Raw genomic sequence first — 15,691 nt, forward strand, 5'->3', positions numbered from 1 at the left:
TAGAATTGAAGCTTTGAGGTGCATCAATTAATACTAAGAGCGTCTTGAATAGATGATAGAGGAGTATGATAAAAAATAGACGAAAGAGTTTTGTAATTAAGTAAATAAATGTAAGATAAATAATTATTAATATAAATAAATTTAGATAAATAGTTATATTATGCAAACCACACTATGCACAAGGTTTATAGCAAATATCAACTAAAATATAATGTGACTATACTGAATATTATATAAAAAAATATAGTAGCAATACATAAAGATAAATGTTAAAATATAGGCATTGAAAATGTCATAGTATGGAGCTGAGGAGGAAAGAGATGAATTACAAGCAAAGTTATGAAATGTGGCTAGAAAGTGATGTTATTGACATAATTACAAAAGAAGAATTAAAAGCACTTAATAATGAAAAAGAGATAGAAGACCGTTTTTATAAAAATTTAGAATTTGGTACAGGTGGACTTCGAGGAAAAATCGCTGCTGGTACTAATAGAATGAATATATATACAGTAGGAAAAGCAACACAAGGTCTTGCAAAATATTTAGTTACAAATTTTACAAATCCTAGTATTGCTATTGCTTATGATTCAAGAAATATGTCAGATGTATTTGCAGAAACAGCAGCTAAGGTATTAGCGGCTAATGGTGTAAAAGTATATTTATATGAAAGTTTACGTCCTACGCCAATGCTTTCTTTTGCTGTAAGACATCTAGGAGCAGAAGCTGGTATTGTTCTTACTGCTTCACACAATCCAAAAGAATATAATGGCTATAAAGTATATGGTAGTGATGGTGGACAATTAACAGATAATGCAGCTAATGAAGTATTAGGTTATATCAATGAAATTGACTTATTTACAGGGATTAAGACAATGAATACAGAAGATGCTGTAAAAGCTGGTTTACTTGTATACATTGGAGAAGATGTAGATAATGCGTACTATGAAAAAGTAGAAACAGTAGTTGTTAACAAAGAGCTTGTTAAAGAAAGAGCAAGTGAGCTTAACATCATCTATACACCTATTCATGGTAGTGGAAATATACCTGTTAGAGCAATGCTTAAGAGACTTGGATACACCAATGTCCATATTGTAAAAGAGCAAGAGCTTCCAGATGGTAATTTCCCAACAGCACCATACCCAAATCCTGAAAATCCACAAGTTTTTGAACTTGCTATCGAGATGGCAAAAGAAGTAGGTCCAGATCTTATTTTCGGAACCGACCCAGATTGTGATAGAATTGGTGTTATTGTTAAAGAAGACAGCGGAGAATATAAAGTATTAACAGGGAATCAAGTAGGGGTATTACTTTCTGAATATATGCTTAATGCAAGAAAAGAAACTGGTGTACTTAGTACAAAAGATACCTTAATCAAAACAATCGTAACGACAGAAATGGCTACTAGAGTAGCAGAAGCTTATGATGCTCAAATAATGAGCGTACTTACTGGTTTCAAATACATTGGAGAAAAAATTGAAGAATTTGAACAAACAGGTTCAAATAACTTTGTACTTGGCTTTGAAGAAAGTTATGGCTATTTATCTGGTGGTTTTGTAAGAGATAAAGATGCTGTTATTGCTGCTACACTTATTGCAGAAATGGCACTCTATTATAAAACAAAAGGTAAAAACCTTGCACAAGCCCTCCATGATTTATTTGAGAAATATGGATATTATAAAGAAGAGTTAGTTTCTATCACAATGGAAGGTAAAGATGGCCAAGAGCAAATTGCAGCCATGATTACAGCTCTTAGAGAAAATACACCAACAGAAGTAAACGGTGTTAAAATTGCTACAGTAGAAGACTATAAGTTATCTACACGTACAAATGTACTTGAAGGAACAAAAGAAGAAATCAAACTTCCAAAATCAAATGTACTTAAATTTGTACTTGAAGATAGAAGTTGGTTCGTTATTAGACCATCTGGTACAGAGCCAAAAGTAAAGATTTATGCATCTGTAGTTGGGAAAGATGATGTAGATGCAGCGAAAAAGAGTAACGCGTTTGTAGCTAATATTAAACAAATACTTAATGTTAAATAAACCATAGACATTTATAAAGCCGAGTTTAAATCCCATAAGGGTATTAAACTCGGCTTTTCTATGTATTAAATAATATACTGTAACTCAACATGCCCATAGTTATGTTCTGTAGTAATAGAATCTATTTCTACAGATAAAATAGTATCAAAGCCACAGCTTTGCCAAAAAGCTAAATCTTTCCAAGTTTTAAGAGCAGTATAAACACTTACTGTTTTATAATTCTGCTTTCCGAAGGCTTCTATAAGGTATGCTAATACATCTTCACCATAAGCCTTGTTTTTATAGGTGTCTGTAATATAGAAGAATGGAATATAGATATTATCAGAAGTAGGAAAGCCTAGATATACTTCTATATAACCAATCATATGCCCCTTTAGGTAAATGCAGTATATATAGCTACTATTTGCTATATGATTTGAAGGTAATGCTCCTTTACGCAAAATGACTTCTGGAGATGTAATTTCATAGCCGGAGTCAAAAGAATAGCACAGGGTAGCCTCAGCATAAATTTTCTTTAAGACCATTAAATCCTCAGAGGTTGCTAGGCTTAATTGTAAATGCTCAGTAGAAATAGTAGTGTTTAACATGTTAGTGGCCCCCTTTTTAATAAAAAGTGCATATGTAGGATAATTTATAATTAAATAATATTAAGTTTATATGAAAAAGTCAAACAGAATTCGAGTAAAAGCAACAAAAATTTTTGATTAATAGATAATAAATTTAATTAATATATAAAATTTTATGTGTTGAAAAAATTAAGAATAAAAAGTATAATTATACTGATAATACAAAGCGTAGAAAAGAAGAAGTAGAATAAGCTAGGCTAACAGAGAGTTCCCGGTAGGTGAGAGGGGCAAGAAGATGCTTATTTGAATACATCTTGGAGTGTTGCTTCAAACAAGTATAAGCTTAAGTAGAAGCAAACGGTAGTGCACCCGTTATCGTGCTAGAGTATAATTAGCTTTGTGGCTAACGTACTTGAAGAGGTTATTATCGTGAGATAATAGCAAAAAAAGGTGGTAACGCGGGATATCAGCTCTCGTCCTTTACATAGTTAAAGGATGAGGGCTTTTTTGCTGCCTTTTAGGTAAAATCCTTTGTATTAGAAATATTAAAAAAGGAGATGAAGGTATGAGCGTGTATAGTGTCAAAGTGTTATGTGTGCTGGTTTTTATCTTAACTATGGTGGGTGTAGGGGTATACAGTAAGGCAAAAGTAAAAAACTCTAGTGACTTCTTATTAGGGGGAAGAAATATGGGGGGATGGGTAAGTGCTTTTGCCTATGGAACTTCTTATTTCTCCGCAGTTATTTTTATAGGTTATGCCGGAGCTCAAGGTTGGGAATTTGGCATACCTATTATATGGATTGGTATAGGAAACGCTGTGTTTGGTTGTTACTTAGCTTGGAAGGTTTTAGCTAAAAGAACTAGAGAGATGACACATAGGTTAGATGTAAAAACTATGCCAGAGTTTTTTGAAAAACGTTATAATAGTAATAATATGAAATTAATAGCAGCAGTGATTATGTTTATCTTTTTAGTTCCATATACGGCTTCTGTATATAAAGGCCTAGGATATATCTTAGAAAGCTCTTTTAATATTGATTTTAATTTAGCAATCTTTTTTATGGCGTTACTTACAGCTATTTACCTCGTATTAGGTGGGTATGTGGCTACAGCTATTAATGACCTGATACAAGGTGTTGTTATGTTGGTAGGTTGTGTTCTAATGGTAGGCTATGTCTTATATCATCCTAATGTAGGAGGATTACAAGCGGGACTTGAGGCATTAAATAAACTAGATCCTGCGCTTACTGCTCCGTTAGCAACAGGAGATAAAGCACTACCTCTATTAGGATTAGTTTTTATGACTAGTTTTGGAGTATGGGGTTTACCACAAATGATTCATAAATATTATGCAGTTAAAGATAATGCAGCCATTAAAAAAGGAACCATTATTTCTACAGTATTTGCATTAGTGATAGGTGTATCTGCTTATTTTACTGGTTCTTTAGGAAGATTGTTTTTTATTGATCCAAGTTCAGGAGTAGCAGTTATGCCAACTACAGCAGCAGGAGTACCTAATCCTGATATGATAGTTCCTACTATGTTAGAAGGAGCATTACCTGCTATGCTTATGGGTATTATTATTGTATTGGTTTTATCAGCATCCATGTCTACATTAGCTGCATTAGTACTTGTATCAAGCTCTACTATTTCTATTGACTTCATTAAAGGCTTTTTAGCACCTAAACTCTCAGATAAAGCAATCATGGTTATGATGCGTGTGAGCTGCATTGTATTTGTAGGGGTGTCATATCTTTTAGCAGTTATTCAATCTAGTACAATTGTTAATCTGATGTCTTTATCTTGGGGTGTTATTTCAGGAATGTTCCTAGGACCCTATTTATTTGGGCTTTGGTGGAAGAAAACTACTAAAGCAGGAGCATGGGCAGGCTTTATTGGTGGTGGATTAACTATTACCATTGGAACTATCCTTATCAACCAAAAGCTGCTTCCAGCAGGAGTAACATCACCTGTTATTGCTAGTCTAGCAATGATTGTATCGTGTATAGCCGTGCCGGTTGTAAGTGTACTAAGTACCCAGATGAGCGAAGCACACTTAAATCAAGTGTTTGGAGAAGCAAGAGAACTGTAAATCAGCAAATATTTTAATGGTAAGAGTCAATTAATTCATTTAAATCTTCCTATTAAATAGAGTTTATCGAATCAATGCATAAATAAATACAATCTATTTAGTATGACCTATAGTCTTCTAGAATTAAATGATATGTTCTAGAGGTTATAGGTCTATTTATAATGTGTATGATAATATTAGGTTTTTGCTATAAAAATGTACAAATTAATATGAAAAAAATACATATTTATATTTGACTAATAATAAACTCTAGTATATCATTTAAAGAATAAAAAGAATAAAATTTAAAAATATGAATAAAAACAGCATAATCGATGAAGAAAGGGATGTTAAAATGAAGAAGTTAACAAAGGTCTTAAGTTTAATGATGGTAACAACACTTTCACTTATGGGTGTAGGTTGTCAAAGCACTGCTACAGACAGTGGACAAACTGCTTCAACAGGGGATGCACAAAACTATAAAATAGGTGTTATTCAACTTGTAGAACATGCAGCTCTTGATGCTGCTTATAAAGGATTTGTAGATGGGTTAAAAGAAGCAGGATTTGAGGATGGCAAAAATATTACTATTGATTATCAAAATGCTCAAGGTGATCAATCTAACTGCCAGACAATCGCTAATAAGCTTATCAATGATCAAAACAATCTTATTTTAGCCATTGCTACACCAGCAGCACAAGCGGTAGCTAATACAACAAAGGATATTCCTATTTTAGTAACAGCAGTAACTGACCCAGCAGCAGCAAAGCTAGTTGCTTCTAATGAAGCACCTGGTGGTAATGTTTCTGGTACATCTGATTTAACACCAGTTAAAGAACAAATTGGCCTTATTACACAGCTAGTTCCAAATGTAAAAAAGGTTGGTCTTTTATATTGTTCAAGTGAAGCTAATTCAAAATTCCAAATCGAAATTGCTAAGAAAGAATTAGAAGCATTAGGGCTCGAAGGGGTAGAAGCCACTGTTTCTAACTCAAATGAAATTCAACAAGTAACACAATCTCTAGTAGGTAAAGTAGAAGCTATTTACATTCCAACAGACAATATGCTTGCAGCAGGTATGGCTACAGTAGCTCAAGTAACTACACCATCTAAGCTTCCAGTTGTTGTTGGTGAAGAAGGTATGGTTACAAATGGTGGAACAGCAACCTATGGAATTAACTACTACAATTTAGGAAAATTAACAGCAGCTCAAGCAGTTGCTATACTCAAAGATGGTAAAAAAACAGCAGAAATGCCTATTGAATACGCTAGTGAATGTACACTTGTAGTAAATGAAGAAGCACTAAAAGCAATGGGCATAGAATTACCTCAAGAATTAAGTGATCAGCTAGTAAAATAGGAGGTTTATATGAACATATTATTGGCTATAGTAGGGGCCATTTCTCAAGGTGTATTATGGGGACTTATGACTTTAGGTGTGTATATCACCTTTAAGATATTAGACTTTCCAGATATGACTGTTGATGGGAGCTTCGCTTTAGGTGGTGCGGTAAGTGCTATTTTAGTTGTAAAAGGAGTTAACCCATGGCTAGCAATATTACCTGCTATGTGTGCAGGAATGATAGCCGGAGCTGTTACAGGCCTACTACATACAAAAGTAAAAATCCCAGGTATTCTAGCAGGTATATTAACAATGCTTGCTTTATATTCTATTAATGTACGTATTCAAGGACAGGCAAATATCCCTCTTTTAGGAGAAAGAACAGTTATTTCAACCTTAGGTGAAGTAATTCAGACTTCTACAAACAATTTAGCTTTAATCATTGGATTAATTGTTTCTGTAGGTATTGTTGCCGTTTTATACTGGTTCTTTGGAACAGAACTTGGAAGTTCTATTAGAGCAACAGGAAATAATGAATATATGGTACGTGCCTTAGGTGTAAACACAGATAAAATGAAGATTATTGGTCTTATGCTTAGTAATGCCTTAGTTGCCTTATCTGGAGCCTTTGTTTCACAAAGCCAAGGTTTTGCAGATGTAGGTATGGGTCAAGGAGCTATTGTTATAGGGCTTGCTTCTATTATTATAGGAGAAGTTATTTTTGGCAATCGCTTTAACTTTGCTTATAAGTTAGCATCTATCATTGGTGGCTCTATTATTTATCGTATTATTATAGCGGTTGTACTTCAATTAGGAATGCAGTCTACAGACCTTAAATTACTAACAGCAGTTATCGTAGCTATTGCATTAGGTATTCCAGTAATGAAGAAAAAGCTAGATCAGCAGGCTAAGAGAAGGGAGGCATAACATGTTAAAGATAGAAAATCTATATAAGACATTTAATCCAGATACCATTAATGAGAAGAAAGCTTTAAATGGTATTGACCTTCATTTAAAACAAGGAGATTTCGTGACCGTTATTGGTGGTAATGGTGCAGGTAAATCTACCTTATTAAATATGATTGCTGGTGTTTATTTAAGTGATAAGGGCTCTATTGTTTTATCAGGAGAGAATATTACTTATCAATCAGAACATAAACGTGCTAGGCTATTAGGTCGTGTATTTCAAGATCCTATGAGGGGCACAGCAGCTGCAATGGAGATAGAGGAAAATCTAGCTATGGCTTATCGTAGAGGTAAGAAAAGAGGTTTAAGTTGGGGCATTACAAAGGAAGAGAAAAGCCTTTATGTAGAAAAGTTAAAGATGTTAGATTTAGGCTTAGAAAATCGTCTAACTTCTAAGGTGGGGCTTCTTTCAGGAGGACAACGTCAGGCATTGACCTTGCTTATGGCTACACTTCAAAAACCACAGCTATTGCTGTTAGATGAACATACGGCGGCCCTTGACCCTAAGACAGCACATAAAGTGTTAAGCCTTACTGAACAAGTGATTGCAGAAGGTCAACTTACAGCGCTTATGGTAACACACAATATGAAGGATGCTATTAGATTAGGTAATCGCCTCATTATGATGCATGAAGGCCGCATTATCTTTGATATTGAAGGCGAAGAAAAGAAAAACCTAAAAGTAGCTGATCTACTAAAGATGTTCGAAGAAGCAAGTTCAGGTGAATTTGCTAATGATAGAATGTTATTAGCGTAATAATAAGGATAAACTAAAGTAAAAAGTAGAATTATAGTTAAGACTAGAGAATTAAGTTAAAGACTTACTCTCTAGTCTTTTTTTGAAATTTATGGGTATTTGGGTTGTTATAGGATTAGTGGACTATGATATAGTGATAATATGATCTAGTAGAAACTACGAATATAAGGGGAATATTAGAAGATAGGAGCTTTGTTAATAAATATGATATAATAAGGAAAAAAGTCTTTGGGGTGAGTTGATGGATATAAAAATAATTGAGAAGTTAAACCCTATTTACGAAATTCTTGGGTTACTTTATATGAGCAATGATTATGGCAATTTCGAGAAAATGGCTATTGAACAGTTAAGTAATGAAGGGATAAATGGAGAGATTTTCATAAAGAAAAATTTAAGAGTGATAGAAAAATATGTAAAAGCATTTGATAAATATAAAGTTATTAATGATAATGAAATTTTATTTTTAGGTGATAACGAACTTGAAGTTTTCCTGATTCTTGCAAGCGTATTAATTAATAATAATAACATAATTGAAAATATTAATGGGATGACTAATGAGGAATTAAAGAAATTAATCATAGATGTATACAATGACCAGGCAGAAGGAAATGAAAGTGTTGAATCTATAGGGGATTTAAGGGGGATCATAGATTTTTTAAAGGAAGCAGACATCAGTGAAAGTAGTAAATGGAAGATGATTGCTGTATTGGATGCTCCTAAAGATTATTATATTAGATTAATCAGAGTAATAAATGATAATATGAAGGCCTATGAGGAAGCATACAAGGCTATAGGTAATCATATAAATAAGCTTCTCTCAGATTTAATAAAATATATTAACTCAGGGAAATGTGAAATTCTGAATAATATTATTGAAATGCCAAATCAAGAGAATGTTATAATACCTACTTTAGCATTTGGTGCAACGTTCATTAATATCAATAACACGTATTTTGTAGGTTTATTAGTTGAGTTAGTTTATAAAGAAAAATTAAAAGTAATGGGAAATAAGGGAGAGTTAGTGCTAAAGCTAAAGGCACTAAGTGATAAAAGTAAATTAGAAATAATAACTTTGCTTAAGAGTGGACATAAATACAATTTAGAAATAGCAGAAGCTTTGGGGTTAAGCCCAGCAACGGTTTCTTATCACATGGGATCATTACTAGAATACGGAATGGTAACAATAGAGAAGAAGCAAGGTAAAGTCTATTATTTTCTAAATGAACCTGGATTAAAAAATTTTATGAATGAACTTAGTAACGTATTATTTTAATAGAGCTACTTAGATAGATTAAGGAGATTAATCTTACCTAAGTAGCTCTATTTTTTGAAAATAGTTAGATGATTTTAAAAATTATTTGACATATATCTAATGAAGAATTAATATAAAAATATAATTTGATAATAATTAAATATATTAGACAAACATCTAATATACTAAATGAGGGGGATGTAGGGTGAAAGAATGTATTAAAAAAAGTAAGTTTTTATTAGCGTTGACGTTGTTACTTAGTTCATTATCATCAATATCAATTGTATACTTGTCCGTATTTGTACAAAAAACTATCGATTATGTCACAATAGGAGATAGTAATAATTTTCGTAATATCCTTATTTATACTATTAGCTATTCAATAACATTGGGATTAGTCTATTTTGCCTATGATATTTGTAGTAAGAAATTCATTAGAAACGTTCTAAAGATGCTAAGAAGTAAGGTTTTTAGAGGAATAATGAGAGCTAATCACAAAGATTTTACCAATAATAACACAGCAGATTATATTTCTGCATTAACTAATGATATGAAACTTATTGAAGAGAATTATATTATTCCACTACTGCAAATCTTACAATATACAGTTATGTTTATAGCGACAGTTATTCGTCTAATCATTTTAAGTCCAATAGTTACATTAGCATTATTTATTAGTATGCTACTACTATTTATTGTGCCTAGTATTTTTGGGAAAGCCTTAGAAAGTAAGCAGCTTGAAATATCTAATAGCTTATCAATATTTACTTGTAAGCTAAAGGATATGTTTTCTGGATATGATGTTATTCGATCCTTTAACTTAAAAGAGAAGATAGATGATGAATTTGAAGAGAATAATGAAAATATAGCGCGGATAAAATTTAATGCAGATAGACTGTTTGCTATTAATGAATCGGTGTCTCAAATACTAGGACTTGGAACTCAGCTTGTAGCCATTTTTTTATCAGGGTATTTTGTGCTGAGGGGTGATCTTTCAATGGGTATACTAATTGCTGTATTCCAGCTTTCAGGAACACTTGTGCAACCTGTAATAATAATCATGAGCAATATACCTAAAATCGGCAGTATGAAAGCGGTTCTTGAAAGATTAGAAACATTTTCAGAGTATGCCGACCATGGATTAATAGGCACGGATGAACCTACTTTTAATAAAAGCATAGAAGTTTCTAATTTACAGTTTAGTTATGATGAAGATAAGACTGTTATAAAAGGAATAGATTTAGAACTGAAGCAAGGGAAGAAATATGCAATTGTAGGAGGCAACGGTTGTGGTAAATCCACATTAATTAAGCTTATATCAGGATATTACTCAAATTTTACTGGTAATATTAGTTATGATGGAAAGAGCATTGAAAATTTAAGTATTGAAAAAGTTAATACAATGATGGCTATGATCCATCAAAATGTATACATGTTTGATAAAAGTATTAAGGATAATATATGCCTATTTAAGGACTTCACAGAAGCAGATATTAATGCTGCGTTAGAGTCAAGTGGAGCAGATAAATTTATAGGTAATATGAAAGATGGATTAGATTATTTAGTGGGTGAAAATGGAAGTAACCTGTCAGGAGGTCAAAGACAAAGGGTAGCTATAGCTAGAGCATTGATTCAAAAAACACCAATCCTTATATTAGATGAGGGTACATCAGCTATAGATATGCAAACAGCTTATGATATAGAAAGTAAACTTTTAAGTATAGATGATTTAACATTAATAACGATTACTCATAAAATGAGTGAAGAATTATTAGGCTTATATGATGAAATAATTTATATGGAAAACGGACTGATAATGGAAAACGGAACCTTTAAAGAGTTAATCAATAAGGAGGAAAAGTTCCTTGATTTTTATAGTTTAGCAAAAATGAGCTAGAGGAGATATTTTATTTCTTTCAATAAAACTTTTACACAATAGAGAAATAGATAAATTTGATAAATGAATACATTAAAAAATGCAGAGGCTATAGATAAGAAATGACGGCTCCTGCATTTTTAGTTAGTACATTGTAATTAGAATCTTTTGATATATAATAAAGATAAAAGTAAGGAGAAAGGAAAGTCGTATGTGTATGATAGTCATTGATTTAAGCAAATTACTCTGTACAAGATCTAATAAGAGGACGATCCTTGTATAGAGTAGTAGTTTAGTCGTCCCAATTAGATTTTGTACTTTTAGTTAAATACATTATTAACTAAAAAGGAGAAATCTAATGAAAGATTATAAATGGAATACATATATTATATTTTGGCTTACACAAATAATTTCACAGCTAGGAAGCTCTATGACTAGTTTTGCACTTATATTATGGGCATATAGTAAGACGCAGTCAGCGATGTCTATGTCACTGATGTCATTTTGCAATTATTTACCTTATATAGTAGTCAGCTTATTCGCAGGGGCATTTATTGATAGGCATAGAAAAAAGATGATTATACTAGGAGCAGATATGATTGCTGCTCTAAATACATTAGTAATACTGTTATTGCTAATGATTGGGAAGTTAGAGCTTTATCATATTTACATGGTAAATGCAGTCACAGGTGTAATGAATGCTTTTCAGGGGCCAGCTACTTCAGTGGCTATAGGAATTATTGTACCTGAAGGGCAATATGAAAAAGCTAGTGGAATGAATTCTTTTTCAAGTTCTGTATTAACAGTAGTTACACCAATGCTTGCCACTTTTATTTATGGAATTCTAGGATTAAAGAGCGTTATTTTGGTTGACTTATTAAGCTTTATAATAGCTTTTGTGGTACTTGCTGGTTTTACTCATATACCTGAAGGGCTTATAAGTAAAGAATGCAAAAAACAAACATTACTAGAGGGTTGCAAAGAAGGGTGGATGTACTTAAAAGAGCATAAAGGAATTTGGTACTTAGTATTAAGTATGACAGTAGCCAATTTGTTTTCACGTATAGGCTATGAAAATATTTTACCAGCATTAGTTTTAACTAGAAGTGGTGGAGATGAAGGCATATTAGCTTTAGTTACAGGATTTATAGGTTTTGGTGGCATTATAGGGGGCATAGCAGTTACCTTCATCAAATTCCCTAGTGCAAGAATAAAGGTGATTTATTTCTCTACAGCATCTTCATTCTTAGTAGGAGATATATTAATGGGAATGAGCAGGAATGCATGGATGTGGTGTTTCTCTGCTATAGCAACTAGTGTACTGATTCCTTTTATTAATGCAGGTATCAATGGCATTATGTATGAGAAGGTTCCTAAAGAGATGCAAGGAAGGGTGTTTTCAGTGAGAAATGCACTGCAAAATGGGACTATTCCTGTTGGGATATTACTAGGTGGTTATTTGGCTGATTATGTGTTTGAACCTTTTATGAAAGCCGATAACCAAATTGTTAGGTTCTTAGAACGAATAGTAGGAACAGGAAAAGGAATAGGTATGGCTGTTATGTTTTTATGTACAGGTATTTTAGGTGCGTTGTTTAGCGTGATATGGTATAGGCATAAAGATATTAGGAAGTTAGATTAAAATAGAATAAAAAAATCCTAGGACATAGGTGTATACAGAAGTAGCTTATGTTCTAGGATTTTTTATTTAAGGAGAAAAGTAGATTTCCTTAGTGGTTATATTTAAGATTATAGCTCTCATAATATGTTGCTCCTTTGTACATGATGTGGGTATATAGCTACTATAAGTGAGTTATAGATAAAAGGATTATAATAGGGGATAGTATCACAAAAATAAGGTTAGAAAAGCATGAGTGTGTTAAAATAGAGAGAGAATGATACTAAGATAAAATAAGGAGTCCTTTAATGAAAATAGAATTAATCTGCGTTGGTAAACTTAAAGAAAAATACTTGGTGCAAGCTATTGATGAATATAGTAAAAGATTAAGCAGATATTGTAAGCTCAATATGATTGAACTAGCCGATGAAAAAACACCGGATAATGCCTCAGAAAAAGAAGAACTTATGATTAAAGATAAAGAAGGAGAGAAAATTCTTTCTAAAATAAGTGATACAGCTTACGTAGTAGCTTTAGATTTGCAAGGCAAAATGTTATCTTCAGAAGAACTAGCAAGCTTTATAGAAGATTGTGGTGTAAGGGGAAATAGTCATCTTGTTTTTGTCATAGGAGGGTCATTAGGGTTATCAGATGCTGTGAGAGCACGAGCTAATTATAAATTATGTTTTTCAAAAATGACATTTCCTCATCAGCTATTTAGAGTCATGCTATTAGAACAGATTTATAGAGGGTTTAGGATTAATAATAATGAACCATACCATAAGTAAGTGATAGAAATAATGAAGCTATAAAAGGCAATACTTTGATATATACTATAATAATGAAGTAAATTTATATAAATACTTATTAGTCTAGCGGTGTAAATGTATAACAAGAGTATTCAGAATTAATAAAATTTGATATAATCTTATTAGGGACAGATTTATTTTGTCATGAATAGATAGGGGGAGTCTTATGGAAAGGCCTAATGAGTTTATAGAGAAATATGGTAAGGGGAAAAAATTGATTGTTGCTATTATAGTAGGGCGTATTATTTTAGAATGTCTTAGTATTGCAGCTGCTATTTCTCGTGAGTCTGGAGGGGGAGCAGCCGCAATAGGATGTATCATTTGGGCAATATTATTAGTGAAATTGTATTCAGGTAGTATATGGGTACCTTATGTTATTGCCACACTACAGGGCATAAGTACACTGATTGGAATTAGGTTACTATTAAGTGTGCTACCAGTATTGACCACTGGATACGGAAACATTTCACTAATGATAGTGACGTTGGTAGTGGTATCCTATTTAATAATTTCAGCGATTATTTTATTTAAAAATGAGAATATCAAGATCTTTCTAGAATATCAAGCTTAGGAAAATTAAATCTCTATTTTCTTAAAGGATAAGGGAAAATAGTAATTAGTAATAGTTAAAGCTAACGGATAATCTAATAAAATTTATTAATCAATCGATAGAAGTATCTAATAAAGATGCTTCTGTTTTTGCATTATGGGAGAATTTTAGCTGTATCAATTTAGACATGAGGTTATTACTTGGTAATGGAACGGTGAGTCATACCATAAATAAGAATCAAATCTTGCAAAACTAATGCGTATGAATTACATACTTTGTGACCATTTAACTCATAATAAATTTGTACGTATTTTAAGTAGCATAATATGAGGAGGATGGTTTGATGCCAAAGATAAGTTGTAGCGTAGTTTCTTGTTCTTATAATCAAGGAAACATATGTAGTGCCAGTATTTTGAATATTGTAGGGGCTAAGGCGAATATTACTGAGGAAACAAGTTGTAGTACCTATATCAATAAAGAGAAAGTTAGTAATGCCGTAGATGATAAGGTTAAAACAGGAGAGACAGAAGCAGTACTTTGTGAAGTGGAAACATGTATCTATCATGTCAGAAGACACTGTTCTCTAGCAGATGGTATTGAGGTAAGCAATCTAGGAGAAGCAGAAACTTATAGGGATACAGACTGTTTAAGCTTTGAGCGTAGATCGGAATAAAATGTAGTTAGATAAAGGGAGCTGTTGTATTAAGCAACGGCTCCTATATTTTTCTTTTACATAATAGATTAAAGGATAATTTGCAAAATGATTCACTCAGAAATTTCCAAATGCATACAATACAGTAAAATGATTTTTTGGAGGGAATATGATAAGCGATCAAAGATATGTAATTTTATCACTTGAATTACATTTATTTTTCTCAAGAATTATGAAGGAACATGCACTTTTTTTAGAAGCAGGGTTTATGCCTAAAGACTCAAAGCTTGCTAGTGAGGCAGAGCATTACAAGAGAGAATTTGAAAGGTTACTGTCACAGGTGGTGAGTCTCAGTAATGGCGTAGTAAGACCAAGCGTTTTAAATTCTGGCGAGGTGGTAACTGACTATACATTAGGAACAGAAAGAAAGACTCAAAATTTCACAGGGATAAAGATAGATCAAAATATAACGATGCAGGAATCACAACTATATAGTGGAAATAACCCGCAGATTGGACCTAATACAGTAAATCGTGTAAGGCAACTTAACGCTAATGCAAGGAATCTTATTAATGGGCTGATTAATTTTAAGCAGAGACTATTAAACGGTGTTCTATCTTGTGATTTATTTACAGCTAATTATCCATTACTAATCGAACATATATTGCGGGAGGCAAGGCTATATTTGTCATTAGTAGGCGACTTAGAAAATAGGGTGGATATTGATTCTAAAGATGCTAGAGAAACGGAGTTGTTTTGGGATCAAATTATGATGGAGCATGCATTGTTTATAAGAGGATTACTTGACCCTTCTGAAGATGAATTAATTACCACCTCAAATGAATTTGCTAATGAATTTAAGAATTTAATTCAAGAGGCACAAACCATGACAAATGTAACAATAAACAGTGTTACTAATGAAACTTTAAATCAAACTATTCAATTGAAGAATTTTAAACAAGCGGGAACAGAAGGGATTGCTAGTTGTAAAATAAGATCTATAATACTGCCACTTCTAGCCGATCATGTACTAAGAGAAGCTAATCATTACATTAGATTATTAGAGACTTATGAAGGGATGTAATGACAGAACTGAGTAGCTATGTTATGACGATATGAAGGTAATTTATTAGAAGAATAATAGCAACTAAGAAAACGATATTAACCTTGTAAATACTAGGTTAATATCG

Annotated in this window: 13 protein-coding genes and 1 other annotated feature; of the genes, 12 read left to right on the forward strand and 1 reads right to left on the reverse strand. The window is 32.4% G+C overall.

The annotated features are described in order from the left end of the window. The first annotated feature begins 320 nt into the window (after nt 1-320). Entirely contained in the window at nt 321-2,042 is a 1,722-nt protein-coding gene (locus tag QTL86_RS19560) for a phospho-sugar mutase (protein WP_127064905.1), read from the forward strand. Nucleotides 2,043-2,107: 65 nt separating this feature from the next. On the opposite strand, the gene QTL86_RS19565 is transcribed toward QTL86_RS19560, so the two are convergent. Beyond that, nucleotides 2,108-2,629, reverse strand: coding sequence for a GNAT family N-acetyltransferase (locus tag QTL86_RS19565; protein WP_410495833.1), 522 nt, complete (start codon nt 2,627-2,629; stop codon nt 2,108-2,110). 199 nt (nt 2,630-2,828) lie between these two features. Next, nucleotides 2,829-3,092, forward strand: a binding site (T-box leader). Between the two features lie 81 nt (nt 3,093-3,173). On the opposite strand from QTL86_RS19565, the gene QTL86_RS19570 reads away from it, so the two are divergent. The 11 genes from QTL86_RS19570 to QTL86_RS19620 all read left to right on the forward strand — a co-directional run bounded on the left by QTL86_RS19570 (nt 3,174) and on the right by QTL86_RS19620 (nt 15,585). Next, nucleotides 3,174-4,700, forward strand: coding sequence for a sodium:solute symporter family transporter (locus tag QTL86_RS19570; protein WP_127064903.1), 1,527 nt, complete (start codon nt 3,174-3,176; stop codon nt 4,698-4,700). Nucleotides 4,701-5,034: 334 nt separating this feature from the next. Next, a complete protein-coding gene (locus QTL86_RS19575) occupies nt 5,035-6,039 on the forward strand; it encodes an ABC transporter substrate-binding protein (protein ID WP_127064902.1) in 1,005 nt (334 codons plus the stop codon). Nucleotides 6,040-6,048: 9 nt separating this feature from the next. Further along, nucleotides 6,049-6,948: an ABC transporter permease gene (locus tag QTL86_RS19580; RefSeq protein ID WP_127064901.1), complete on the forward strand. Its 900-nt coding sequence runs from the start codon at nt 6,049-6,051 to the stop codon at nt 6,946-6,948. A 1-nt stretch (nt 6,949) separates the two neighbouring features. After that, nucleotides 6,950-7,744 carry an ABC transporter ATP-binding protein gene (locus QTL86_RS19585; protein ID WP_127064900.1) on the forward strand — a complete coding sequence of 265 codons (795 nt, stop codon included), beginning with the start codon at nt 6,950-6,952 and terminating at the stop codon, nt 7,742-7,744. 241 nt (nt 7,745-7,985) lie between these two features. Next, nucleotides 7,986-9,017 carry an ArsR family transcriptional regulator gene (locus tag QTL86_RS19590; protein ID WP_127064899.1) on the forward strand — a complete coding sequence of 344 codons (1,032 nt, stop codon included), beginning with the start codon at nt 7,986-7,988 and terminating at the stop codon, nt 9,015-9,017. 184 nt (nt 9,018-9,201) lie between these two features. After that, nucleotides 9,202-10,893 (forward strand): ABC transporter ATP-binding protein, encoded by a 1,692-nt coding sequence (locus QTL86_RS19595; RefSeq protein WP_127064898.1) that lies wholly within the window; start codon nt 9,202-9,204, stop codon nt 10,891-10,893. 337 nt (nt 10,894-11,230) lie between these two features. After that, nucleotides 11,231-12,514, forward strand: coding sequence for an MFS transporter (locus tag QTL86_RS19600; RefSeq protein ID WP_127064897.1), 1,284 nt, complete (start codon nt 11,231-11,233; stop codon nt 12,512-12,514). A gap of 284 nt (nt 12,515-12,798) precedes the next feature. Then, entirely contained in the window at nt 12,799-13,278 is a 480-nt protein-coding gene (gene rlmH, locus QTL86_RS19605; protein WP_127064896.1) for a 23S rRNA (pseudouridine(1915)-N(3))-methyltransferase RlmH, read from the forward strand. 187 nt (nt 13,279-13,465) lie between these two features. Beyond that, nucleotides 13,466-13,870: a hypothetical protein gene (locus QTL86_RS19610; RefSeq protein ID WP_127064895.1), complete on the forward strand. Its 405-nt coding sequence runs from the start codon at nt 13,466-13,468 to the stop codon at nt 13,868-13,870. 322 nt (nt 13,871-14,192) lie between these two features. After that, the gene (locus QTL86_RS19615) at nt 14,193-14,522 is read left to right on the forward strand and encodes a DUF1540 domain-containing protein (RefSeq protein WP_410495835.1); all 330 of its coding nucleotides are present in this window, start codon (nt 14,193-14,195) and stop codon (nt 14,520-14,522) included. A 148-nt stretch (nt 14,523-14,670) separates the two neighbouring features. Beyond that, nucleotides 14,671-15,585: a DUF2935 domain-containing protein gene (locus QTL86_RS19620; protein ID WP_410495836.1), complete on the forward strand. Its 915-nt coding sequence runs from the start codon at nt 14,671-14,673 to the stop codon at nt 15,583-15,585. Nucleotides 15,586-15,691: the final 106 nt, after the last annotated feature.

Source organism: Cellulosilyticum sp. ST5 (assembly GCF_046529625.1).
GTDB classification, from domain to species: domain Bacteria; phylum Bacillota; class Clostridia; order Lachnospirales; family Cellulosilyticaceae; genus Cellulosilyticum; species Cellulosilyticum lentocellum.

Coding starts and splice junctions, on each gene's coding strand:
- QTL86_RS19585 (WP_127064900.1), top strand. CDS start 6,950: ATGTTAAAGATAGAAAATCTATATAAGACATTTAATCCAGATACCATT.
- QTL86_RS19575 (WP_127064902.1), top strand. CDS start 5,035: ATGAAGAAGTTAACAAAGGTCTTAAGTTTAATGATGGTAACAACACTT.
- QTL86_RS19610 (WP_127064895.1), top strand. CDS start 13,466: ATGGAAAGGCCTAATGAGTTTATAGAGAAATATGGTAAGGGGAAAAAA.
- QTL86_RS19600 (WP_127064897.1), top strand. CDS start 11,231: ATGAAAGATTATAAATGGAATACATATATTATATTTTGGCTTACACAA.
- QTL86_RS19565 (WP_410495833.1), bottom strand. CDS start 2,629: ATGTTAAACACTACTATTTCTACTGAGCATTTACAATTAAGCCTAGCA.
- QTL86_RS19580 (WP_127064901.1), top strand. CDS start 6,049: ATGAACATATTATTGGCTATAGTAGGGGCCATTTCTCAAGGTGTATTA.
- QTL86_RS19570 (WP_127064903.1), top strand. CDS start 3,174: ATGAGCGTGTATAGTGTCAAAGTGTTATGTGTGCTGGTTTTTATCTTA.
- QTL86_RS19560 (WP_127064905.1), top strand. CDS start 321: ATGAATTACAAGCAAAGTTATGAAATGTGGCTAGAAAGTGATGTTATT.
- QTL86_RS19615 (WP_410495835.1), top strand. CDS start 14,193: ATGCCAAAGATAAGTTGTAGCGTAGTTTCTTGTTCTTATAATCAAGGA.
- rlmH (WP_127064896.1), top strand. CDS start 12,799: ATGAAAATAGAATTAATCTGCGTTGGTAAACTTAAAGAAAAATACTTG.
- QTL86_RS19590 (WP_127064899.1), top strand. CDS start 7,986: ATGGATATAAAAATAATTGAGAAGTTAAACCCTATTTACGAAATTCTT.
- QTL86_RS19620 (WP_410495836.1), top strand. CDS start 14,671: ATGATAAGCGATCAAAGATATGTAATTTTATCACTTGAATTACATTTA.